Source organism: Neobacillus phoenicis (assembly GCF_047302305.1).
In the GTDB taxonomy this organism is placed as follows: domain Bacteria; phylum Bacillota; class Bacilli; order Bacillales; family Cytobacillaceae; genus Neobacillus.
In genome coordinates, this window is sequence record NZ_CP154847.1 from 4,884,038 (window position 1) to 4,909,095 (window position 25,058).

A 25,058-nucleotide genomic window follows, 5' to 3' on the forward strand; every position below is an offset into this window, starting at 1 on the left:
GGGGGATTTTCAATGGCTGTTTGGTGGGTCACAACCATCGGTTTTGTCCTTTGTCTTGGTTTTGTAGGTGGTACACTCTTTCATTTCCTACGAGGAGCACTCGATTCAGAGGATTCTACCCGAATCGATAAAATTAACTCCGATGAGGATTCCCTTTAATCTGGTTTGACCTGGAATCAGGTATGTATTAAGAAATTCTTTGAAATCATTTGAACTCATACACTGTTTTTCGGACCCTGAGTTACTCTCAGGGTTCTTTTTCCGTTCTAGAAAAATAAATTTGCGTTAACTACATGATTTTTTTAGTTTAGGAAAAATTATACATGTGATTATTACGAGCTGGAGGAATACATATGAGTTCATCTGAAAATACACCAAAGTTCCCGAAAACCTTTTGGCGTGAAATAGAATTTCCCTCTTATCCAAAATTAACTGAGGACCTCTCTGTGGATGTAGCGATTGTAGGTGCCGGAATTACCGGTGTTACGACAGCATATTTATTATCCATAGAAGGTTTAAAGGTTGCCCTTATAGAGGCAGGGAGTGTCTTAAATGGAACAACCGGCCACACCACCGCTAAATTAACAGCACAGCATGGGCTGATTTATGATGAATTGATCAATCATTTTGGAAAAGAAAAGGCAAGACATTATTTTGAATCACAGATGGATGCTATTCAATTTGTCGAAAGTACGGTACAGGAAAAAGGAATTGATTGTGATTTTAGCAAAGAAGATGCCTATATTTATGCCGTGACAGACGAGTATTCAGAAAAGCTGAAAATTGAATGGGAAGCTTACAAAAGTTTGGGAATTGATGGTGCTTTGAAAGACTCTATTCCCTTTAATATTCAAACAACAGCAGCCCTAATGATGAGCAATCAAGCCCAGTATCACCCACTCAAATTTCTAAAAGCTTTGCTAGAAGAAGCTGTAAAGGCAGGCTGCATGGTATACGAGAACACAACGGCTGAGGATATCGAAGACGATTATTCCGAACCTAAGGTGGTAACGAAGGATGGGCAAAGAGTAAGCTGTAAGCACGTAATCGTGGCCTCCCATTTTCCTTTTTATGATAAGCCTGGGCTTTATTTTGCAAGGATGTATGCAGATCGTTCGTATGCCATTGGCCTGAAGACGGATAAAGAGTATCCAGGTGGAATGTATATTAGTGCAGACAGCCCATCTCGTTCGATTCGGTATACACCTTATAACGGGGAGAAATTATTAATCATCGGTGGTGAAAACCACAAAACGGGTCAGGGCGTCGATACATTAAAGCATTATGAAGCATTGGAAGCATTCGCTGAAGAGGTATTTGGGATTAAGGAGTATGAATATCGGTGGTCTGCTCAGGATCTAGTGACCCTTGATAAGCTGCCATATATTGGGGAAATCACATCTGGACGTGAACATATATTAGTAGCTACAGGTTATAAAAAGTGGGGTATGACGACGGGAATTCTTGCCGGTCAATTGCTATCGGATTATGTCATGCAACGAGGCAATCCTTACCAAGAACTCTACTCCCCTTCACGCTTTCAGGCAGATCCAGATTTATCGAATGCCCTCACAACCAATGCTGATGTTGCCAAGCATCTCTTGAAGGGTAAGCTTGAAATCGTTGAGAAGATTACCGATGATCTTCAAGATGGTGAAGGCGCGGTTGTTATGTATAAAGGAAAAAGAGCAGGTGCCTATAAGGATAAGAATGGTAAGCTTTATATTGTGGATACTACTTGTACTCATTTAGGGTGTGAATGTGAATGGAATCATGCCGAAAAATCATGGGATTGTCCATGCCATGGTTCTCGTTTCTCGTATGCCGGCGATGTAATCGAAGGCCCAGCAAGAAAACCACTGGATCTGCTTGAAAAAGGTTAAGTTTTAGAGAGTGGAGTTTGTGGCTATTAGTTTGGATGAAGGACATTTTCATTGTGCTCGTTCTTGGTTTTGTCCTTCATCCCCTTGATGAAGGACATTTTTCATGTGTCCCCGCTTGGTTTTGTCCTTCATGAGCTTGATGAAAGACATTTTCTATGTGTCCGTGCTTCGTTTTGTCCTTCATCCACTTGATGAAGGACATTTTCCATGTGTCCCCGCTTGGTTTTGTCCTTCATGAGCTTGATGAAGGACATTTTCTAGGTGTCCGTGCTTCGTTTTGTCCTTCATCCACTTGATGAAGGACATTTTCTAGGTGTCCGTGCTTCGTTTTGTCCTTCATGAGCTTGATGAAGGACATTTTCTAGGTGTCCGTGCTTCGTTTTGTCCTTCATAAGCTTGATGAAGGACATTTTCTAGGTGTCCGTGCTTCGTTTTGTCCTTCATCCACTTGATGAAGGACATTTTCTAGGTGTCCGTGCTTCGTTTTGTCCTTCATCCCCTTGATGAAGGACATTTTTCATGTGTCCCCGCTTGGTTTTGTCCTTCATGAGCTTGATGAAGGACATTTTCTAGGTGTCCGTGCTTGGTTTTGTCCTTCATCCCCTTGATGAAGGACATTTTTCATGTGTCCCCGCTTGGTTTTGTCCTTCATGAGCTTGATGAAAGACATTTTCTAGGTGTCCGTGCTTCATTTTGTCCTTCATCCCCTTGATGAAGGACATTTTCCATGTGTCTGTACCTGGTTTTGTCCTTCATCCCCTTGGCTCCCGAGACCCTTAAGGGAGTAAAAACAAAAATGCACACGCGATTTCACGAAAAATGAAATCACGTGTGCATGATTAAATCCTTTTTATTTACTATTCGGGCGGTTATGTTTGATCGCTTCGCCGGTTGTAAACTCAACCAGCTCCTCGCTCATAACCATTGGCTTTTTACGATTGTTATTACGGTTTGCATTCTGATTTCCCAGTTTCTGTCTACCCACACTTACCAGCTCCTTTTCGAGAAATAAGAAATACAATGATAGTATGGGTGAAAACAAATCAGCTTATTCTTATTTAAGGATAGGGGCTTTTCTACATTTTGTCATCTGTTCATAAGTATAAGCTACTTCAATTAACAGTGGCTCACTATACGCCGTTCCTGCAAACGTAATGCCTACAGGTTCCCCTACAGCTGTAAATCCAGCAGGAACAGCAATCGATGGATATCCCGCCTTTGCGCTAATATGTGACCCTTCTTCACCAGGGAAAATGATGACATCCAACTCATATTTTTCTAAAGCATAATCAATCCCTTGCTTCGTCGAATGATACAGATCAAACTCCAATGCATCAAGATAAGCAGCCTCCGTTAGCCTACCACTCGTGCCTTCTGATTCAAGCAATACTGCTTGCCCATATTTAAGCATTTTTTCCTCATCCTTCTGATTAAACTCAATCAGATCAGCAAGTGATCGAATACCAGCAGAAGGGTGCAACTGATTCAAATAGGCATTTAAATCTGGCTTAAACTCATAAGTTAACACATCATACTTCCATTCCGCTTTTGCAGAAGGAATCTCAATATTTTCAACAATCTCTGCTCCTGATGCTTTCAACACTTCTAAAGCAGAAGACACAACCGCTTGCTTCTCTTTACTTAAAAGCTCCATGAATCCATCGACTGCAATTCCAATTCTTTTACCTTTAAGTCCTTCTTTTAAAAGGAATTCCGTAAAGTCAAAGTGATTAAACGGATTTGTTTTCGTAATAGGATCCAGTTCATCCTTTCCACACAAGGCATTTAGCAGAATGGCCGCATCTTGTACCGTCCTAGCCATCGGTCCAGCGGTGTCCTGTGTATGCGCAATCGGAATAATCCCTCTTCTGCTAATTAATCCCACTGTTGGCTTAATTCCTACAAGAGAGTTTTGACAGGATGGGTTCAAGATTGAACCGGAGGTCTCCGTCCCTACTGCAGCGGCTGCAAAATTGGCCGCTATTGCAGCTCCTGATCCAGCACTAGAGCCACCGACATCAAAGGTTCCTGGTCCATATGGATTGAGCACCTGACCGCCTCTTGAACTATAGCCGCTTGTCATTCCATATGACATAAAATTAGCCCACTCGGTCATATTAGTCTTTCCAAGAATAACTGCTCCGGCTTTTCGTAGCTGCTCTGCAACAAAAGAATCCTTTACTGCAATCGAATCCTTTAAGGCTAGAGATCCCGCACTTGTATGCATTTTGTCGTGAGTATCAATATTATCTTTAATTAAAATGGGTATTCCATGTAATTGGCTGCGCGGGCCATTTTCCCTTCTCTCCGCATCCAGCGCTTCTGCAATTTGCAAAGCATCTGGATTAATTTCAAGGATCGAATGCAGCTTTTGATCATATAGTGAAATTCTATGTAAGTACATGAGTACCAATTCTTTTGATGTAAGCTCACCGCTATCCAACTTCTCTTGGATTTCACTGATGGTTACTTCCTCAAGCCACTCATCATGCATTTGTTTTAATTTTACGTTTTCCATTGTCTTCCCCTCCAATTCTTTTTACAATTCAAGATAAATGGTCTAAATCCTTTTCTCGAGGCAAAAAAAAGCAGTGGAGCCTCCACCGCTTTTTTGGGGACAGTCCCCCGGCGCTTTAGCGCAGTGGGGGACTGTCCCCCACTATCTTGTTCTTTGTTTTTCATCAACAATTTTGCCTTGATAAAATACTCTCTTTTCAAGCGGAACATTTAGCTCTCGACAATAACGCTTAAGCTCTCTTTCTTCTCGTTCTGTAACAAGAGAGATTACTGTTCCATTTGCACCCATTCTTCCTGTTCTACCTGCTCTGTGGACATATTGAGCAATGTCCTTTGGTGAATCAATCTGAACAACATGGGTTACTCCCTGAATATCAAGTCCTCTTGCTGCTACATCCGTCGCAATAAGCATATTCATTTTACCATCACGGAACGATTTTAAAGCCGCCTGACGCTCCAGTTTCTTCATGTCACTATGAAGAATGCCGATGGAAAGCTCCTTAAAAAGTAATTTTTCTTTCAATACTTGAATCTCACCAATATCATTAATAAACGCAAGAGACTTGCTATTCTCTAAGCGGACAATTTTTTCAAGAAGCTTGATTTTATCTCTTGGTTCACATAGAAAATAAATATGTTCTACCTCTCCAGAGGAAGCTATTTCATCCTTTTCAATGCGTAGAACCTCCGGATCCTTTGTAAGATCCTTTGCTAATTTTTCTGTTACTGCTTTCATCGTCGCAGAGAATAAAACCACTTGACGGTCATTCATCGTTGATTTAACAATGTTTTGAACTGTGTTTAAATGCTCTGGAATGAGCAACTGATCGCCTTCATCAAGGACAACCAATTTCACTTCGTGCATTTTCACCTTTTTCTGTTTAATTAGTTCAAGCAGACGGCCAGGTGTAGCAAAGATGACTTGGGGACGCTTTTTTAATTTTTCCAGCTGGCGTTTCACGTTTGCCCCACCAATAATGGATGTGCCCCTGATTCCGCTTCCTTCTGACCATTTTTGAAATTCCTGATACACCTGCATGACTAGTTCTTGTGAAGAAGCTAATACAACAGCTTGTAGTCCTTGCACATTCGTATCTATTTTATGTAACAGTGGTAGTAAATAAGCAAGTGTTTTACCTGTTCCTGTTGGTGACTCAGCGATTAAATCTTTTCCTTCCAAAATCAGTGGAATTGCCGATTCTTGGATTGAAGTCGGAGTTTGAAACCCTGATTTTTCCCATGCCTCCTGCAAAATAGGCTTTAACGTATTTAACATATTGTACTCCTTTATTAATACTCGTTTTTCTTATTATTTGTATTTATATATCGTATTGATACTATCTTAATTACCTTGGAGTGTCTACAATCAATGTAGTTAATTAATAGGAAGTATTCATATAGAGGAAAATCCATGCAGCATGAATCACAAGGACGGAAAAATATAAAACACAGGTGGATAGTAAAAGAGCCTTTGTCCATCCCTTTAATGGCCGTAAATAGAACAATCCTAATAATAGCAGTGGAAGAGATATTTTAATCAAATAGAAATAAGACCAGCTTTTACTAATAACCACCTTCATCACTGGATTTCCTTCCGTAACAAATCCAGAAGCAATCCCAAAGTGAGTTAAAACAGCATCTAGCAGCCCAGCGACCAGTAGGAATATACAAAATCTCATTGGCTCCCCCTTTAAACCAAAATTATATTAGTAACCAGTTTATCTACTTATACTTATGCTAATACATTCTCAATCAAATGTTCTTATTAACGAACGACTGAGTGGAATAATAGGGCTGCTTCTATAGCAACCCCCATCTCATAAATAAAAATCAATTGACATATCTTCCGCTTTCAGGCCTGCCGATCTCACTAAAATGTTCAACCAAGTAATGAAGATTTTCTTCTAATTCTTCCCCACTCATTGGCAAACCGTGTCCAGTAACAGCAATCTGAGGCTTTAGCGCTTCAAGTTTTTTTACCGATTCATAAGCGGCATCCCAATCGGTCGTGTAGTATTTGGGCGGTCCACTGATTTCTTTGGCCTGTGTCATTACCTTATAAAGCGACTCCTGTTTGACCGTTACAAACGCATCACCGGCAATTAGCATCCTATCTTGTTCACGGAAAAGTGAAACATGGCCAGGTGTATGGCCAGGTGTATGTATCCATTGCCAATTAGGCATAAATGGCACAGAGCCATCCGAAGGAAGTGCGTTTACGAGCGAACTAATATTAATCCCATGATTAGGGAACATAGGTGATAACTTAGCCACTAAACCACTGTCCACACTTGGATCTCCTGGAGGATAATCCTTCTGTCCAGTTAAATACGGAAGTTCCTCTTCGTGCGCATAAACAGGGACATTCCAGTCTTCTAATAAGGCAGCAATCGAACCAACATGATCAAAATGGCCATGAGTTAAGATAATCGCTTTGGGAATCGCATGCTCGCCGAATCTTTCTTGGACCATTTCCTTTATTTCTTCTGCTGACTTAGGCATACCAGCATCAACGAGTACAAATTCATTTGTCTCATTTGGGTTTCCCACCAGGATCAGATTGACAATCTGGTCCGTATAACTAAAGACATCTGGAAGAACAGCTATACCAACGCCATTGCCGATGGATGACATCGGAAGAAACGTATTCTCAAATTTGCTATCTTTTTCGATTTCCAAATGTATTCCTCCCTTTTTGCCTAGTATTAATCTGAGAGGAAAAATTATTACAGTATCTATTTTTTTATGTCATTCCTTTTTAATTATATATTATAAAGCACGTTTTCGTTCTTAATAAGTGTAATTTTATAAAAAAAGAAACTGCTTTCAATGATCAGTTCCTTATTTTTGAAAAAAATTGATTTATATCAAGCAAAATAGGTCTTAATTTCGAAAGGTTTGTGAACTTTACATGCAAATTGATATAAAAAGAAGAAAATGGTGATAGAATGACAACAGTTAAATAACAATATAACGGAGTTGAAAATGATGTTTAATAAGATATCTTTAATCACTGCTCTGTTGTTTTTTCTATTAGGAACGAATGTGTTTGCCCATTCCCATTTAGAAGATTCATCTCCTAAAGATGGCGCAGTGCTTACTGAATCATTGAAAGAAATTACGCTTACGTTTGAAACAAATTTAGAACCGACAAGTACATTTACATTGGCTGATGCAAACCGTGCAACTATTGCTCTACCAGTTGAAATTAAAGGCGACCAGTTAGTTGGTGTTTTGCCTGAGGATCTTGCAAACGGATTTTATTCAATACACTGGAAGATTATTGGGACAGATGGACATCCACTTGAAGGAGACCTTTCTTTTACTGTACAATTGCCTGAGACAAGTAGCTCAACAGCCCAAGTTAGTAGTGCGGATTCAGCAACTGAAAAAGATGAGCAAACATCAACTGAAGAGGCTAAACCTACAAACACAGTATCCTCATCCAAGTCGACTGATGGGAAAGAACAGGCTGCTTCTATACCTACAACAGCTAGTCCTTCTGAGCCATCTTTCAAGGATTATGTCATCCCGTTTTCTGTTGCCTTCATTATTATTGTTGGCTTAGGGAGCTATTGGTTAATTTTTAGAAGGAAGCATGCCTAAATGTTAATTTTGAATGTACTGAGTGAAGCTTTGCTTTATTTATGTTTTTCATTGTTGCTCGGAAGTTTTATTATCAATCTTGTACCCGAAAACTACCGTCCTGAGATTAAGATCTCAAAAGGGGTTATCCTGGGGGCAGTTCTAGGAATTGCCCTTTTTTCCTTTGTGCCTGTTCTAAGGATTATTCTATATTTATCTGAGGGCGGGTTGGGATTAGGGAGCACACTGCAATCGGTGTTAACTAACTTTGAGTCAGGTAAAGCCTGGATTAAAACAGGAATCCTTTCGATCATATTGTTTATATTTCTTCTCCCTATTAAGGTGGAGCGGAAACTTTACTTATCTATTACTGGTTTAATTCTGACACTTGCATTGATTGGAACCATCGGCTTGTCCAGTCACGCCAGTTCACTATCTAAATGGCCTGGTTTTTTTACTCACACCGCTCACTTACTAGCTGTTAGCACTTGGATTGGCGTTTTGATAATCGTCAGCTGGTTCTCAAAAAACCATGACAATTGGCTGAAGTTTTTAACATGGTTTACTCCCCTGGCCGTGATTTGCTTTCTTATTACAATCATTACTGGGATTGCCTTAATGACCTTTGTGATGGATGTAAAGGACTATTCGAATACATGGCCATTATCTTACGGGCAAGCTCTCTTGGTTAAACATTTAACGATTGTACCATTACTCGTATTTGCTTTTATTAACAGTGTAGTTGTTCGGAAAAAGCTAGCCACTGATTCGACCTTTAACCCACTTTCATGGGCCAAGCTCGAGAGTGTCATTGTGTTACTACTTTTTACTGTTACCGGAGCACTAGGACAGCAATCTCCACCGCATGATATATTAATTACACTAAAAACAGAGGGTGTCTCATCGCTTTTTAGCTTTTTTCATTCGAGTGAAGTTGTTTTTCCGTTACATGTAACACTTGGTCTTGGATCCGTAAGTTTGTTACTAGTCGCCATGTTTTTTCTCATATTAATGGTCATTATTTTTGTAAAAAGAGCTCAAAAGAGTCTAACCATTATGATGAGTGCCTTATTTATTTTCACGGCCTATGTAGCATTGATGTTAAGCATAAAATAAAAAGTTTGCATGTTAATTTCCACTCCAGGCACGAGCGGTTCGCGGGCGTGCCGGGGAGCCTCCTCTTCGCTTACGCTCCTGCGGGGTCTCCCCTGCCCCGTACTCCCGCAGGAGTCTCCGTGCCTTCCGTTCCAATCAACAGTGTACCCAAATAAACAATGAACTTGAACATAGCCAAATAAAAAGAAGAAGCGCGAGTCTGCTTCTTCTTTTTCATTTTCAGTTTTTACGAAGGATTGCGCGGACTGGACTTCCGTCTCCCTCAACTAAAGGTAATGGCAAAGCGATGAGTTCATAATCACCAGGTTCGATCTCATCGAGGAGGAGTGATTCTAGGATGTGAATTCCTTGTTGGTTTAAACTGTGATGGGCAAACAGTTCTTTGCTGTCTATTGGATCTACCGATGGGACATCCAGACCGATAAGCCTAATACCCTTCTCCGCTAAAAATGGAGCCAAATCCGGCTCAATATGGGGTATCTTCTCCGGAAATTGATCGGGATTCTTCCAGGCAAGGGTTTTAAATATGATTCTCGTAACACCATCAAGATTGATATCTTTTACATCGGCTGCTCCAATACTATCTTTCCCTGCCATGTCTACTACTCTTGCAGGCCCTATGTATAATGAAAGGTCTAACTCTATGATTCTTTTCCCATTGTTATCAAAATGAAACGGAGCATCGACATGTGTACCTGTATGGGTGCTCAATTCCAATCTCCCAACATTAACCGAGCCGCTTTCCTCCATCGGCCACGAAACTTCATATTGAAAAGGAGTATCCCCAGGCCACACCGGCATTCCATTGACCAACTTTCTAGAAACATCGTAAATCCTCATAAAATTCACTCCTTCTATTTCCAATGGTATTTATTCACATTATTTCACATAGCCCTTATCTTTTTCTATTGTTATTTTTAACTTCTTTGAAAAAAAAGGCAGGAGTAACCTCCTGCCTTCAACTCAATGAAACGATCTCCAAAATCCTCCAGCTTGATTAAGGATACTCTTCAATTCGTCAAATGGAATCGTAAAAGTGGGGAATCCCGCAGCAAAGGCTGCAATTTCATAAGGCTTAAAGTAAATATTTAAACCTTTCTCATTAATAAAAAAGGGCTGGTCTTCCTTTATTCCATGAAAATCATCAGGTGTGATGTAGGAATATTGATCATCGTTTTTGATTTTGTTTCCAATGAAGTCACTGATGATTTTTACGAACGGACTCCCCTTCTTGAACAAATCCTTTAACTGATACATTGTCCCGGTTTTAAGGTTTATATGAGCATATTTGGAAATAGGCATACCATGAGCCGCACAAGATACATAATCATACCCGGTAATTTCAATTATCAGTAAATCTTTTTGATAAAAAGGGAGCTCAAAATCACCATCATAGCTGGATTCCAGCTGTGTATGGGAAGGTACTGACTTTACACCAGCAAGCTTTGCTAAGGCTGCATTCACGGCTGCCTCATTAGGAATCCCTCGTAGTTGTGGATAGTAAACTAAATAATCTTTATTGGGTCGATATTTTTGTTCTAAAATGAAGTACTGCTTGGTTAGGGGGATCATAGTGTTTTGCTTCCATACTAAATCACCGTTAAGACTAAAATATTGTAATCGCATATCGACTTCACTCTTAATCATTGTTTTCTCAATTTGCAATGTGCCAATCCCGTTAACCAATGGCAGGTGCTTCGCTCGCCTTCCACTTTTATCAATAAAGAAAGTATGTTGGTCATCAGATACAGAAGCCACCCCTTCTTCAAAGGTTGTGATTTCATTAAAAATAAAACCGGTTAGAATATGTCCTTCAGAATCCCCCAACGCATAAATAAACTTGATACAGGGCTGTTCTGGCTGCCTTTCCTTACCAACGGCAAACCGGTTTTCCCCTAGATTGATAAGATAATTGTAGTTTGGTTTTATGACAAAATGCCCTTTTTGATCAATTAACCCGTAGCGTGCTTGGTTACCCTCAGACACAGAAACAATGGCACGCCCATCTATGAATGGTTCTGCATCAGTAAAACGAGGTTCTATAACGATTCTTCCTTCTTCATCGATAAATCCAAATTTCCCATCTTCCGTTTTCTTGAATGCTAGTAACCCTTGACCATACTGACCGACGAATGCATATGGAAAGGATTTCAGCACCTTTCCAGTTAAATCAATTAACTGAAAGGTCCCTTCCTTCGTTTTTACAATTGCTTTTCCATCCTTAAAATCACTTGTAGAAACATAAATTAGGGGAATGACTTCCTTACCTCTTTTGTTCAAGTAACCATATTCATACTGGCCGTGTTCATCCTCTATCGCTGCTGAGACGCGCCCCTCCTTATAATCTGGGATAATAACAGAATAGGCTTTTTCGGTGATTTCCTTGCCGCTCTCATCAATTACCTTAGTCCCTTGACGGTCATTAACAATGGCTCGGCCTTCTGAAAACGGCTGAATCGTATCATATTTTGGTTTTACGATAAAATAACCCTTTGCATCAATGACACCTGATTGATTCCCCGATCTAACGATGGCGAGCCCATTCTCTTGAAAGTCTCTAGCCTCATCATAAATGGCAGGAAGGACAAATTTTCCTTTCGCATCAATATAACCCCATTTAGTTCCGCCTATTTTTTTGATCGGTGCAGGAAACAAATAAACGGCTCTTTCCTCTTGTGCAATAGAGAAGTCCTGAACGGTTCTGTTAACCATTTCGTTTGTAGGGGGATAATAAAACCAATACTGTCCGTTATAGTTTTTCAACACAAATAAATAAAGCTGCTGATGGTATCGGTACAGTCCGAATACTTCATTTATTCCATCACGGTCTAAATCTTCCCAGTGAAGTACTGCTCTACTATCTCGATAATACAATTCTGCACCAACTGGGAGATAAGGAATAATCCAAATTGCCAAATCTTTGTCACTTCCAAACATCATGATTCACCCAATTTTACTTTTCTATATATATATGAAAAAGGGTGGGCTTTGTGTTTTTAGAAAAGAATTGACGTTTAAAAGCTCCAAAACTAAAAAGAGACAAAATTAGACTGGTGTCGAATTTTGCCTCTATTCTAGCATCATATTTTATACATAATGACAGGCTACATAATGACCCGCTTCCACTTCACGGTATTCTGGTACTTTTTCAGCACAAAGGTCAGTCGCGATTGGGCATCGTGTCCGAAATTTACAACCTGAAGGTGGATTGATCGGGCTTGGAATGTCTCCTTTTAAAATAATCCGTTCTCTCTTAGCAGTAGGATCTGGAATGGGAACTGCCGATAAAAGGGCTTTTGTATATGGGTGCAATGGACGATCAAATAACTCTTCCTTAGGAGCTAATTCGACAATATTCCCTAAATACATAATGGCAATCTTCGTACATAAGTGCTCTACTACACTTAAGTCATGAGAAATAAACAGATAAGAAAGTCCATTTTCTCGTTGCAAGTCACTAAATAGATTAATAATTTGCGCCTGAATGGATACATCAAGGGCTGCCACCGGTTCATCCATAACAATAAACTCTGGATTCAGAGCCATTGCACGGGCAATGACAATACGCTGGCGCTGCCCCCCGGAAAATTCGTGGGGATAGCGATCAATATGAAAGGGAGACAAACCGCACTTTTCCATTACCTCTAATACACGCTCACGCACTTCTTGTTTAGAAACAAGGCCGTGTTGTACCATTGCTTCGCCAATTGCGTCTCCAACCCTTATTCTTGGATTTAATGAACTGAACGGATCCTGGAACACTAATTGTGTTTCAGTGCGGAGATGACGAAGTTCCTTTTTCGATAAGGAAAAGACGTCTTTTCCCTTAAATTTCACTTCCCCATCTGTTTTATCATGGAGACGTAAAATGGTTTTACCAATGGTAGATTTGCCGCTTCCTGATTCTCCTACAAGCCCGAACACTTCCCCTTTTTCTATGGTAAAACTGACTCCATCAACCGCTTTAACGGAGTCTCCTAATTTCTTAAACATTCCTTTTGAGGAAGAATAATATTTTTTCAGATTATGAACCTCTAACAATGTTTCACTCATCGATTAGCACCTTCCTCATATAACCAGCAGGCTGCTTTTTGTCCTTTAGTAACCTCCGTTAAAGCAGGTTGTTTCATACGGCAAATATCCATTGCATGCTCACACCGATCGACAAAATAACAAGACTCATTTAAATCTACTAAATTTGGTACTTGGCCTGCAATGGTATAGAGGCGATCCTTCCGTTCACCAATGACAGGTTTAGCCTTCAATAAACCTTTCGTATACGGATGCTGTGGGTTAGCAAAAAGTTCAAGAACAGGTCCTTCTTCAACAACCTTTCCAGCATACATTACAACAACATAATCAGCCATCTCTGCTACAACGCCAAGATCGTGGGTAATCAATAATATGGAAGTGTTAAATTCCTTTTTTATATCACGTAACAAATCCAAAATTTGTGCCTGTATGGTTACGTCTAGTGCAGTCGTTGGTTCATCGGCAATGATAAGCTTTGGATTACAGCTAAGGGCAATGGCAATCATTATCCGTTGCAACATCCCACCGCTTAGTTCATGGGGATAGAGATTGACGATTTTTTCAGCATTCGGGATGCCCAGCATCGTAATCAATTCCATCGCCTGTTTATACGCATCCTTCTTACTAAGTAATAAATGTTCCTGGATTGGCTCAATCATTTGTTCGCCAATTGTGAATACGGGATTTAACGAAGTCATGGGCTCCTGAAAGATCATGCCAATTTCATTACCCCTTAGACGGCGGATATCCTTTTTATTTAAATTCAGCAAGTTTTTCCCGGCAAAGTTAATTTCGCCACCTTCAACTTTTCCGTTTTCAGGAATCAACTGCATTAAAGATAATGCAGTAATACTCTTCCCACAACCTGACTCGCCGACAATACAAACCGTTTCCCCTTCACGGATCGCAAAGCTGACGTCATTTACTGCTTTAACGACGCCGTTTTCCGTGTAAAAGTTTGTTTGGAGATGATTTACTTCCAACAGCATCTCATTCATACCATTTCCCTACCTTCTCATTTTCGGATCAAGCGCGTCCCTCAATCCGTCTCCTAGTAAATTAATTGAAACAACCGTTAGAAAAATAGCTGTTCCTGGTGGAATCCAAAGCCATGGCCGTTTTCTAAAATCCATGAAATTATTAGCCGCATCCATCATATTCCCCCATGATGGTGTTGGCGGAACAACGCCCAGCCCTAGAAAACTTAGTGCAGACTCACTCAAAATAGAGCCCGCAACATTTAAAGTTGCTACAACAAGAAGAAGCGGCACCGTGTTCGGAATAAGATGATGTAAGATTTTACGACGGTCAGATAAACCGAGTACTTCTGTTGCTTGCATAAATGGCTGTTCCTTTAATGATAAAATTTGTCCTCTTACTAGACGTGCAAGGCCTGGCCAGCCCACAAAGCTGAGCATAATCATAATAATATAAAGACGGTATTCAGTGGGTACTTTCCATTCAGATAAAATGGCCGCCAATATCAAGAGAAGCGGCAAGCCGGGAATGGACATAAGAATATCAGCTATACGCATGATAACCATATCAACAATGCCGCGATAGAACCCGGAAATCGCCCCTAACAATGAACCAATCAATACCGATAAAAACATCGCAGCAATCCCAATGGTTAACGAGATTTGTCCTGCCATCATTAATCTGGTTAGGACATCCCGCCCATAGTTATCCGTGCCAAGCCAATGTGCGCTACTTGGAGGCTGGTTCATATCCGCTACATTCGTCCGATCAAGGATATAAGGAGAAAAATGCGGTCCGATAAAACTAAGCAAAAACATAAAACATAAAAAGAATAAACTGACTATGGCTAATTTATTCTTTTTCAAGCGGCGATACGTTTGCTTCCATAACGAAGGTGATTTTACAACTGTCTTCGTCTTTTGTTTATTTACAATGGGATTTTGTGTTTCCACACTAATTCCCTCCCTATTTCAATCTAATTCTTGGGTCAACAGCCGCGTAGGTTACATCCGCTAAAAAGTTTCCGATGATCGTTAAGCAGGATAAAAACATCGTAAATGCCATCAGAACAGGGTAGTCACGGAAACTAACAGATTCCAGCTGGATTCTTCCAACACCAGGCCAATTGAATATTTGTTCCATAATTATTGCTCCGGAAAAAAGCCCCGGCAATTCAAAAGCCAGCAGCGTAATCGCTGGGAGTATAGCATTTTTTAAAGCATGTTTAAAAATAACGACACGTTCCTTCAGTCCTTTAGCTCGAGCTGTTCGAATATAGTCTTGACGGATCACCTCGAGCATCCCTGTTCGAAAATACCGCGTTAACGAGCCAATGCTAAGGAGTGTTAGGATGATAACAGGAAGAATCATGTGCTTGCCAACCTCAAGAAGATGAGCAAACCCTGTACTATTACTTCCAGTATCAATCATTCCCCCTATTGGTAGGATTTGGAGGTCCACTCCGAACCATTTAATAAAGAGTAAGCTAATAAAAAAGGATGGAAATGACATGGCAGCAAAGACAAAAAAAGTCACAAAACCATCAAACCAAGAGTATTGCTTGATAGCGGAGAGGACCCCTGTTACTAGAGCAATCGACCAGGTTAAAAGTAAAGCAAAAATGGCTACAAAAAACGAATTCCAAACATACTTATTTAACAGCGATAAGACCTGTTCCTGATGCTTTAATGAGTAACCAAAATCACCGTGCAAAGCATTTCCAAGCCATGTAAAGTACCTATGTAACACAGGTTGGTCTAATCCATAGAGCGCCTTTAATTCTTGAGCTCTTTGCGGGGTTAAGTTGATATTAGAATCAATGTAGTCACCTGGCAGCATGGCAAACAAAAAGAATATAATAAATGATGTTCCAAATAAAATCACAATCATTTGTAAAAAACGTTGTAAAACATACTGTTTCATTAATTGTCCCACCTCACAAATAAAGTGCCTAGCTTATCGCTAGGCACTTTATTGATTACTTTTTAATCGAAATGTTTGGCAAGCTAGCGCTGATGCCTGTATAGTTATCAGGATTTAAACCTTGAATTTGACCACTGATTGCTCTTGCACTTTGACGGTAATGAATAAGAATAACCGGTGGATTATCATTTAATTCTTTATAAAGGTCATGATAGATACCTTTACGTTTTTCAATATCTAAGGTATTTAATCCCTTTTGAATTAATTCATCTACTTTAGGATTAGAATAGCCTGCAGCGTTATTCGGGTTATTCGTCGCAAATTCTTCTACAGGATCACTAGGATCTAAGATTTGCGAAGTTGATACTGCCGCAAGGTCATAATCCTTGTCGTTTAATTTGGCAACTAATGCATTAAAGTCCATAATCTCGGGCTCAAATTTAATACCGATATCTTCATAGTTTTCTTTTGCAATCGGGATGATTGGGTCATCAGCAGTTCTCGTTAAATAATGAATAACGAATGGTTTGCCATCCTTTACACGAATACCATCTTTGCCGGCCTTCCAACCTGCTTTATCAAGTAATTCCTTTGCCTTTTTTGCATCAAATTCATACTTGTTAATATCTTTTTCGTCATATGCCCATGAAACTTTAGAAACGGGAACGTTTGCTACCTCACCATAACCTTTAAATTTCACATCCACAATCTTTTGGCGATCCAATCCATAAATAAGGGCCTGCCTTACCTCTTTATCCTTGAACTGTGGTCGTGAATTGTTTACATAAATAAAACCAAAATCATTTACTGGCCCAACTTGGATATTCGCAAATCCTAAGCTTTTCAATTGTTCTACTGTATCATCATCAGCGGAGAAACCTGCATAATCAAGTTCGCCAGTTTCAAACAATTGGAGAGAAGTCGCAGTATCTATCACTTTAAAAATGAGGTTTTTCGTCTTTGGCTTACCAGCAAAGTAATTTTCATTTGCTTCATAACGAATTTCTTGACCAGGAACATATTTTACAAACTTGTATGGACCTGCACCAAGTGGTTTTGAATAAAGATCTTTTAAATAATCAAGTTTCCCATATTGATAGTCTTTTCCGTAATATGCTTTTGATAATACTTGGCCGCCCAAAATCAGCAACGACTTCGCATTTACTTTTTCAGTCGTAATTTTAATTGTCTCTTTATCAATTACTTTAATTCCTTCGATTGTTTTAGCCTTACCTTCTTTATATTCCTTACCACCTTTAATAGCAGCAAGTGAAATATCTTGGTAACCTGCATATGCTGGATCATAGAGAAGTGTTAAAGTGAATGCTACATCATCCGCTGTTAGCGGTGAACCATCACTGAATTTTAATCCTTTTCTTAAGTGGAATGTGTATGTAAGTTTGTCGTCTGATACATCCCATTTTTCTGCAAGGATTCCTACTGGCTTCCCTTCTTTATCTAAGTTAACTAATGGCGCAAAGATAGGATCTGTTGCATTTCCATCCCAGCCATTTTCATAAAAATATGGCAAGAAAACTCCACCAGGTGCTGATATTCCTGCGATGAACATATCTTTTCTTGCTTTTGCTTTTTCAGGAAGTGCAGATAGGTCTGTTGCCTTATATTCTTTTACTTCTGTGCTCTTAACATTTGAACTTTCAGTGTTACCTTTCTTTGCCGGTGCAGACGATTCTTTTTGGCTTGAACTATCTAATGCACAGGCAGATAAAATCATAGAAAGGATGATGACACTCACTAAACCTATAAAACCTTTTCTCACATTATTCACCCCTGTTTACTTGGTTTTTTCCTTAACTAAACCATTTCAAATGTTACCGAACCTCCAATGAAGCAAAGCCGACAAATCCGATTGGTTTTCATTTATATTTAAAGATACTAATTGTTTATATAATTGTCAATGCTATTTCAAAAAAATATTTTTTCAGATTAATATAAACGCTCCCAACACTACCTTAAGCCTGTTTCTATTGACCTATTAAAACAGCACACCATGAAAGTGTGCTGTTTTTAAAATATTTTATTATTCTATTATAGATTTTCTTTCAAATTATAATGGCGCAGAATGGTTTCAATCTTAATAGCTTTGCCAATATCCCCTTTAATTTTTAATTTCCCTGTCATAAAAGCCATCGTTCCATTTAGTTTTCCTAACAAGAATTGGTGGAAATTAGCGAGTGACATGGACAACGTGCAATCAGAAGCGTTTTCAGTTCCTGTCTTCACCACTGCTTTTCCATCTTGGAAATGAAGTTGGTGCGTTCCCTCCTCTTCACCGTTAATATCGAATTGATAAACAGCTGTAAGGCCTTGGATGGGTTCATTATTTTCATTTAGTACTTTTTCAATTAATTTCATTAAGCCAGGTAAAGAATACTCTTCAATTGCTTTTGACATGAACAGTCCTCCTAAAAAGTAATATTTGGTAATTTTATGATAACAGGAGGCTGTTCATTCTTCAATTTTCTAATGCCCTACATAATTAGCATCTGGAATCAGTTGCTTCCATTCTTCATAAGAAATGATGGTATCCCAGTGACCTGTTATTTTTGCTAATCCAACAAATAAAATAAACATCACTAGGAAAGCGACAGGAATAAACCATTTGTTAACCTTTTTGTTTACAACCGTCATATTCAATGTATCCTTAACAGGACAAGCTTCCACGCAGGACATACACGCCGTGCAGTTAAGTGAATTAACTGCTTCCACCTTGTGGACCTTTAATCTCTGCGGGCATACCTTTGTACACATTTCACAATTCGTGCAAGTCTCTTCATTTCTACGAATCTTTGTAATTCTAAATATGGAACCCAGACCAATTAATGCACCATATGGGCAAAGGAAACGACACCAGAAGTTTTTAAAGAATAACGACAGAATAAAAATCACTGCAATTACCGTTAAACCCGTTCCGCCAATAGTTAAAAAGAATTGCAACATCTTTACATCAGAAACTTTATTATAATCCAACTCTAGGAAAGCTTTTGCACTATAGGTGGACATTTGTATGACCATACTCAAGAAAAACAAGAGCAATAAATATTTGATAGGTGATAAGAGCCATGCCAGCCACGTGGGAATCTCAAAATTCCTTTTAAATATCTTTTTTCCTAGTCTTGCCGTCCACTCACTAACCGTACCAACAGGACAGAACCAACTGCAAAAGGATTTCCGAAAGATGATTCCTGCTCCTACAAAAAAGCTAAATAGGACTAGACCTGCCGGGTGAATCTGATCAAATTCCCCACTATTAATCCAAACCTTTAATGCAACTAGTGCACTGATTGGCAAAAAGCCTTCAACTGCAGCAGGTCTTTCGACAAAGGTGGTTTCTCCAAGCGTTTCAAAGTGCATATAAAAGCGGTAGAACTGCACACCTACATATAGTAAAAACAATAAAAAAACAGACTGAACCACATATCTTGTGATGGTAATGGGCTTTCGCTTCAACTGTTTTTTATACCATGCTTTTGATTTCATCACATTTCCTCCATTCTTCCATTACTTTTACTATAAAGAACGGTAAAAACAGGGTATGTGATTTTAATCATCGAACCAGTTCATTTCATAAAGATGTCACATTAGCAACTTAATTCTGTCAAAAATGATTACCACCTTGTAAACGGTTACCTTTATTTTTTTAAAAAAAGGCTTGAAAAATTATTTAAAAATAATATAATTGATTTATTCTTATTTATTAGAATTTTTTAAAATCATTAAAATCGATGACGAGAAGAGTAGCTTAAACTCCTTGTACCTCAGAGAGCCGGCGGTTGGTGGAAGCCGGTGTCAGGAACTAAGTGAAAATCATCTCCGAGATGCAAGGCCTAAAATTGTAGTAAGCCTTTGCCGACCTGCCCGCCGTTAACTGGGACACGTATGATGGTACGTTGATCGAGAGCCGCAATTGCTTTTATTTATTGCGGAAGTAGGGTGGTAACGCGAGCTAGCTCGTCCCTATCCATAGGGGCGGGCTTTTTATTTTGGATTAAAACTGTTGAACAAGGAAAAGGAGAGAGTAAGATGAAGAAAAAAGATACGTTATTTGTAGGTTTAATGCTATTTTCAATGTTTTTTGGAGCGGGAAACTTAATTTTTCCACCTTTTTTAGGAATGGGCTCCGGAACTTCTTTTTGGCCAGCCATCATTGGATTTATTATTACCGCTGTGGGACTTCCGCTGTTAGTTCTAACTGCAATTGCACTAGTGAAAGACGGTGTCAACACACTCGGCAGCCGGGTGCACCCGTGGTTTGGTCCTATTTTTACCGTTGTCGTTTATTTATCTATCGGACCGTTTTTCGGTGTACCTAGAAATGCGAATGTTGCATTTGAAATGGGATTCAAACCATTTCTCGGTCAGGTTTCTGCTAGTCAATCTATGCTATTAGTAGGTTTTACAGCTGTTTTCTTCTTGCTAGTTTACTTACTAAGCTTAAATCCATCTAAAGTCGTTGATTACATGGGCCGCTTTATTACACCAACCTTGTTATTATCCATCGTTGTCCTGTGTGTCACCGGTTTTCTAAAATTAGATCAACCATTACAAGCACCAGTAGAAAATTATCAATCTGCATCCCTTTTCAAAGGCTTCATCGATGGCTATTCGACCATGGATGCCTTAGCCGCCCTTGCCTTTGGGATTGTTGTCTTAACTACGCTTAAACAAAAAGGTGTATCTAGCAAAAAAGAACTTACTTCTTACACAGTTAAAGCTGGGCTAGTTGCCGGTGCAGCACTTGCCCTAGTTTATGTCGCTATTGGCTTCTTGGGTGCAAAAATGGCTGGCTACGGTACCTTTGATAATGGAACGGCTATTCTTTCTGCCGCATCCACCCTTTTATTAGGCAATAGCGGAAAAATCCTTCTTGGAGTCATTTTTACACTTGCTTGTTTTACGACCTGCGTCGGCTTAACTATTGCATGTGGTCAGTATTTTTCAAAGGTGGCCCCAAAGCTTAGTTACCGATTAGTGGTTACCTTAGTTACCGTAGCCAGCTTTTTAATTGCCAATCTTGGGCTAAACCAAATCATTACGATTTCTGTTCCATTCTTGGTTATGGCTTATCCGTTAACCATTGTTCTCGTTACACTTGCCTTTTTCCATCGCTTCTTCGGTGGTTCACAAAAGGTGTATGCCCTGTCTATGCTCCTTACAGGATTAGTTAGTTTGTATGAAGGTTTAAAGATGTTTGGAGTAAAAATGAGTTTCTTAGAAGCATTTATGAGCAGTTTACCATTTGCTTCAGTGGGCTTAAGCTGGGTTGTTCCTGCCCTTGTCGGCGCCTTAGTTGGATTGGTTTGGGAAAAAGTTCGTCGCACTTCATCACCTAGCGAAGCACGTGATGTAGGGAAAGTGGCATAAGAAAATGCCAGTGGATTATAACAGTAAAGGGTTCCGTTTTCGGGTGCTTTCTTATTAAAAGATACAAGACGTATGAATTGGCATACGTCTTTTTCTTTATTTGTTAAGGTTTCTACGAATATCATTAACTTTGACATAGCAATTGACATCATAATTATGATGTCAAAAAGAGAATTAAAACTTCTTTCATTTGCAGTGCCGTTTTGAGTAGAGCTGCTGATTCCCGCATCTAGTTCAAGAGGGCAGCACTTATCGATTTGGGGGATCAGGTTATGCACCCGAACTGATAAATAGACGGAAAAATTCCGCTTAATTAGAAATTTGTATTAAAAAAAGAGTAAATAGGCGGAGAAATTCCGCCTATTTACTCGAAAAGTGTGAAAAAGGGTAGGTTTTTCTTTGCATAAGCGGAAAAATTCCGCTTATTTACCCCGAAACGAGCTCCATTTTTAAATTTAAGCGGAAAAACTCCGCTTATTTACTTTTGCTGGTTACTCGTTTAAGAACGAAACATCTTACTTTTAAAAGGCAGTGACTATCTCTCAAAAATCCAAGAGAACCGTATCACAAGTAAGTGAGGTTTTATATAAATAAGTTTATTATATTCCTAATAAAGAAACTCGCCAATTACTTTGGCGAGTTATACTTTTTTATATACCAATAATGATGCCATTACGACTGTCGTTTCATACAGTCCACTGGCATTTTTTACTTTTCTATAGAAAAAATAATATTATTCTGTTTGCGTGCTTCTTCAGTGATACGAAGGACGATCTGACTCCAATTTTTCAAACGAGTATATTCTTCATTATCCTTCGTTTCAATGATATTGGCAAAACTTAAACATTCATAGACCATGTTTTGTTCTTCTTGGTCCACACTCAAAATTTGGCTGTCTTTTGAATGGCTGTCGATAAATTTGATTTCCGAAATCGGTGCTGCATCTTCAAGAACAAAGCTGCCCTTTTCACCATGTATTTCACAAGGAAGTTCCGAATGGGATATTTTTGAACAAAGAATGGTGCAAACAAAACCTTCATATTCTAAAACGAGCGTCCCGCTGCCATCCACTCCAGTTCTCAATATCACTGGATGATAAGTGACCTTTCTTGGCTCACCAAATAAACAAACGGCTAAATACAGTGGATAAACACCTAAATCTACAAGTGCTCCCCCTGAATAGACAGCGGAAAAGATATTCGGCTCTTCCCCTTGTAAAACCAAATCATAACGAGAAGAATAACCGATGTAGGGTAACATGGCACTTCGCAATTCCCCAGCCATTCCTAGTTTCTCCTTTAGGATATGGAAATTAGGTGTATGGATATTACGGATGGCTTCGACTAAATAAACGCCATTTTCATCTGCAGTCCTGTACGCCATTTCCAATTCAGCTGTATTAGAAAAAATAGGTTTTTCACAGATAACATGCTTTTTATTTTTTAAAAAAATAAGTGCTTGTTCGAAGTGAAGAGAATTTGGAGAGGCAATATAGACTGCTTGAATTTCTTCGCTTTTGGCCATCTCCTCTAGATTTGTATGATAATGAGCAGCTTGATGCTTGTCGGCCATCTGCTTCGCTTTCTCTTCTGTGCGTGAATGAACACCTACTAACTGGAACTTCCCGCTGAGTTTTGCGGCTTGGATAAAAGAGTCCGTGATCCATCCTGTACCAACTGTAGCAAAGTTAATCATCTTATTACCTCTTTCAATTATGTACTTTTCAACTAACCATTTTAACGCATTAAAGCCCTGCTTACTAATTTTAAGAAAATATTTTTTATTACCAATTAGTTTTGTGCAAGAATAGTTGGGAACAATGGAAAAATATCAGTATTTATGGTATTTATAGATAATAGATAAGATGAAAGAGGTTGAAAAGGGTGGACAATCACACATCAAATTTTATAAAGGATATCATGATAAAAGATTTAGAATCCGGAAAGCACAATACAATCGTCACTCGTTTCCCGCCAGAACCGAACGGTTATTTACATATTGGCCATGCTAAATCCATATTCATTAACTTTAGCTTGGCTGATGAGTTTAACGGGCTGACTAATTTACGTTTTGACGATACCAATCCGTTAAAAGAGGATATCGAATATGTAAACTCCATTAAGGAAGATGTGAAATGGCTGGGATTCGAATGGGATAACTTATTATTTGCATCCAATTATTTCGAAGAGATGTATAATCGTGCCGTTCTTTTAATTAAAAAAGGACTAGCCTATGTGGATGACTTGTCTGCAGATGAAATTCGTGAATACCGTGGAACATTGACAGAGCCAGGGAAAGACAGTCCTTACCGTACGCGTACTATTGAGGAAAACCTGGAGTTATTTGAAAAGATGCGTGCGGGTGAATATGATAATGGTCAGAAGGTTCTTCGTGCGAAAATTGATATGTCGTCACCAAATATCAATTTACGTGACCCTGTCATTTACCGTATTGCACATGCGACGCATCATAACACAGGTGATAAGTGGTGCATTTACCCAATGTATGCATTTGCTCACCCGCTTGAGGATGCTATTGAAGGAGTAACTCACTCCATCTGTACGATTGAATTTGAGGATCAACGCCCACTTTATAATTGGGTGGTTGAAAAGTGTGAAATGGAAAGCACACCGCAGCAAATTGAGTTTGGCCGATTGAATGTAACGAATACAGTTATGAGTAAGCGTAAGCTGAAGCAACTAGTCGAAGAAGGTTTTGTTGATGGCTGGGATGACCCGCGAATGCCTACTATTTCTGGGATGAGACGCAAAGGTTTCACACCTGAATCGATTCGTGCGTTTGTTCGTGAAACTGGCGTTCATAAGGGTTCCGGTGCCGTTGATTCGCAAATGCTCGAGCATTTTGTTCGTGAGGATCTAAAATTAAAGGCACCGCGTACGATGGGTGTCATTAATCCGTTGAAGGTGGTTATCACCAACTATCCAGAAGGTCAAATCGAATTGCTCGATGCGGAAATTAATCCTGAGAATCCTGAAATGGGAATGCGGAAAATCCCATTTTCTCGTGAAATTTATATTGAAAAAGACGATTTTATGGAGGAGCCTCCAAAGAAATACTTCCGTCTGTTCCCTGGCAATGAGGTCCGCCTCAAAAATGCGTATTTTATTACCTGTCAGGAAGTTATTAAGGATGAGAATGGTGAAGTAGTCGAACTTCGATGCACGTACGATCCTGAGACAAAGAGTGGAACAGGATTTACGGGAAGAAAGGTAAAAGGAACCATTCATTGGGTAGAATCTACTCATGCTGTTCCTGCTGAATTCCGCCTTTATGAGCCCCTCATTTTAGATGCAGATAAGGATGAAAGTGATGAAGGAAAAACCTTCCTTGATCATGTCAATCCAAATTCTCTTGAGGTGTTACAAGGCTTCGTTGAGCCAAACATGAAGGAAAGCCGACCACAGGATAAGTTCCAATTCTTTAGACATGGTTACTTTAACGTGGACCCGAAACATACAACAGTAGATAAGCTTGTGTTTAACCGAATTGTTTCGTTGAAGAGTTCTTTTAAAATTTAGGTTCTGTTATAACTGAATGTTGATTTCACAGTGGTTGAAAAATAAAGGGAAAAATTCCGTTTAAATTGGGAAATACCCTTATTTCCTTAAAAATAAGGGT

The 25,058-nt window shown here is 39.3% G+C and carries 21 protein-coding genes and 1 other annotated feature; of the genes, 6 read left to right on the forward strand and 15 right to left on the reverse strand.

Features of this window, described 5'->3' with window-relative positions; genetic code table 11:
* Nucleotides 1-12: 12 nt before the first annotated feature.
* Together AA0X95_RS24975 and AA0X95_RS24980 are read left to right on the forward strand one after the other, a co-directional pair.
* A complete protein-coding gene (locus AA0X95_RS24975) occupies nt 13-159 on the forward strand; it encodes a hypothetical protein (RefSeq protein WP_413302902.1) in 147 nt (48 codons plus the stop codon).
* 194 nt (nt 160-353) lie between these two features.
* Complete coding sequence (locus tag AA0X95_RS24980) at nt 354-1,883, forward strand: FAD-dependent oxidoreductase (RefSeq protein ID WP_413302905.1); 1,530 nt, start codon at nt 354-356, stop codon at nt 1,881-1,883.
* 850 nt (nt 1,884-2,733) lie between these two features.
* Here the strand turns inward: AA0X95_RS24980 and AA0X95_RS24985 are convergent.
* From AA0X95_RS24985 to AA0X95_RS25005, 5 genes are all read right to left on the reverse strand, one after another.
* On the reverse strand, nt 2,734-2,868 hold the full coding sequence (locus tag AA0X95_RS24985; RefSeq protein ID WP_413302907.1) for a hypothetical protein: 135 nt from the start codon (nt 2,866-2,868) through the stop codon (nt 2,734-2,736).
* 69 nt (nt 2,869-2,937) lie between these two features.
* Complete coding sequence (locus AA0X95_RS24990; protein ID WP_413302910.1) at nt 2,938-4,401, reverse strand: amidase family protein; 1,464 nt, start codon at nt 4,399-4,401, stop codon at nt 2,938-2,940.
* Between the two features lie 141 nt (nt 4,402-4,542).
* A complete protein-coding gene (locus AA0X95_RS24995) occupies nt 4,543-5,676 on the reverse strand; it encodes a DEAD/DEAH box helicase (RefSeq protein WP_413302913.1) in 1,134 nt (377 codons plus the stop codon).
* Between the two features lie 103 nt (nt 5,677-5,779).
* Complete coding sequence (locus AA0X95_RS25000; protein ID WP_413302916.1) at nt 5,780-6,079, reverse strand: DUF5658 family protein; 300 nt, start codon at nt 6,077-6,079, stop codon at nt 5,780-5,782.
* A gap of 151 nt (nt 6,080-6,230) precedes the next feature.
* Complete coding sequence (locus tag AA0X95_RS25005) at nt 6,231-7,034, reverse strand: MBL fold metallo-hydrolase (protein ID WP_413310236.1); 804 nt, start codon at nt 7,032-7,034, stop codon at nt 6,231-6,233.
* A 351-nt stretch (nt 7,035-7,385) separates the two neighbouring features.
* On the opposite strand from AA0X95_RS25005, the gene AA0X95_RS25010 reads away from it, so the two are divergent.
* Together AA0X95_RS25010 and AA0X95_RS25015 are read left to right on the forward strand one after the other, a co-directional pair.
* A complete protein-coding gene (locus tag AA0X95_RS25010; RefSeq protein WP_413302919.1) occupies nt 7,386-8,006 on the forward strand; it encodes a copper resistance protein CopC in 621 nt (206 codons plus the stop codon).
* The gene (locus AA0X95_RS25015; protein ID WP_413302922.1) at nt 8,007-9,101 is read left to right on the forward strand and encodes a copper resistance D family protein; all 1,095 of its coding nucleotides are present in this window, start codon (nt 8,007-8,009) and stop codon (nt 9,099-9,101) included.
* Between the two features lie 219 nt (nt 9,102-9,320).
* On the opposite strand, the gene kynB is transcribed toward AA0X95_RS25015, so the two are convergent.
* The 9 genes from kynB to AA0X95_RS25060 form a co-directional block, all read right to left on the reverse strand.
* Nucleotides 9,321-9,941 carry an arylformamidase gene (gene kynB, locus AA0X95_RS25020; protein ID WP_413302925.1) on the reverse strand — a complete coding sequence of 207 codons (621 nt, stop codon included), beginning with the start codon at nt 9,939-9,941 and terminating at the stop codon, nt 9,321-9,323.
* 123 nt (nt 9,942-10,064) lie between these two features.
* A complete protein-coding gene (locus tag AA0X95_RS25025; RefSeq protein WP_413302928.1) occupies nt 10,065-12,041 on the reverse strand; it encodes a WG repeat-containing protein in 1,977 nt (658 codons plus the stop codon).
* Nucleotides 12,042-12,188: 147 nt separating this feature from the next.
* Nucleotides 12,189-13,154 carry an ABC transporter ATP-binding protein gene (locus AA0X95_RS25030; RefSeq protein WP_413302931.1) on the reverse strand — a complete coding sequence of 322 codons (966 nt, stop codon included), beginning with the start codon at nt 13,152-13,154 and terminating at the stop codon, nt 12,189-12,191.
* Nucleotides 13,151-14,131, reverse strand: coding sequence for an ABC transporter ATP-binding protein (locus AA0X95_RS25035; protein WP_413302934.1), 981 nt, complete (start codon nt 14,129-14,131; stop codon nt 13,151-13,153). Before AA0X95_RS25035 ends, AA0X95_RS25030 begins: the two co-directional genes overlap by 4 nt.
* A gap of 9 nt (nt 14,132-14,140) precedes the next feature.
* Complete coding sequence (gene opp4C, locus AA0X95_RS25040) at nt 14,141-15,064, reverse strand: oligopeptide ABC transporter permease (protein ID WP_413302936.1); 924 nt, start codon at nt 15,062-15,064, stop codon at nt 14,141-14,143.
* Nucleotides 15,065-15,077: 13 nt separating this feature from the next.
* Entirely contained in the window at nt 15,078-16,034 is a 957-nt protein-coding gene (locus AA0X95_RS25045) for an ABC transporter permease (protein WP_413302940.1), read from the reverse strand.
* A 55-nt stretch (nt 16,035-16,089) separates the two neighbouring features.
* Complete coding sequence (locus tag AA0X95_RS25050) at nt 16,090-17,769, reverse strand: ABC transporter substrate-binding protein (protein WP_413310239.1); 1,680 nt, start codon at nt 17,767-17,769, stop codon at nt 16,090-16,092.
* Nucleotides 17,770-18,083: 314 nt separating this feature from the next.
* A complete protein-coding gene (locus AA0X95_RS25055) occupies nt 18,084-18,449 on the reverse strand; it encodes an SCP2 sterol-binding domain-containing protein (RefSeq protein ID WP_413302942.1) in 366 nt (121 codons plus the stop codon).
* A 69-nt stretch (nt 18,450-18,518) separates the two neighbouring features.
* Nucleotides 18,519-19,535 (reverse strand): 4Fe-4S binding protein, encoded by a 1,017-nt coding sequence (locus tag AA0X95_RS25060; protein ID WP_413302945.1) that lies wholly within the window; start codon nt 19,533-19,535, stop codon nt 18,519-18,521.
* A 236-nt stretch (nt 19,536-19,771) separates the two neighbouring features.
* Nucleotides 19,772-20,017: a binding site (T-box leader), on the forward strand.
* Between the two features lie 61 nt (nt 20,018-20,078).
* Here AA0X95_RS25060 and brnQ point away from each other — a divergent pair.
* On the forward strand, nt 20,079-21,419 hold the full coding sequence (gene brnQ, locus AA0X95_RS25065) for a branched-chain amino acid transport system II carrier protein (protein WP_413302948.1): 1,341 nt from the start codon (nt 20,079-20,081) through the stop codon (nt 21,417-21,419).
* A 708-nt stretch (nt 21,420-22,127) separates the two neighbouring features.
* Here brnQ and AA0X95_RS25070 read toward each other — a convergent pair.
* The gene (locus tag AA0X95_RS25070) at nt 22,128-23,111 is read right to left on the reverse strand and encodes a Gfo/Idh/MocA family protein (RefSeq protein WP_413310242.1); all 984 of its coding nucleotides are present in this window, start codon (nt 23,109-23,111) and stop codon (nt 22,128-22,130) included.
* 191 nt (nt 23,112-23,302) lie between these two features.
* Between AA0X95_RS25070 and AA0X95_RS25075 the strand changes: the two genes are divergently transcribed.
* Nucleotides 23,303-24,958: a glutamine--tRNA ligase/YqeY domain fusion protein gene (locus tag AA0X95_RS25075; RefSeq protein ID WP_413302951.1), complete on the forward strand. Its 1,656-nt coding sequence runs from the start codon at nt 23,303-23,305 to the stop codon at nt 24,956-24,958.
* Nucleotides 24,959-25,058 lie beyond the last annotated feature (100 nt).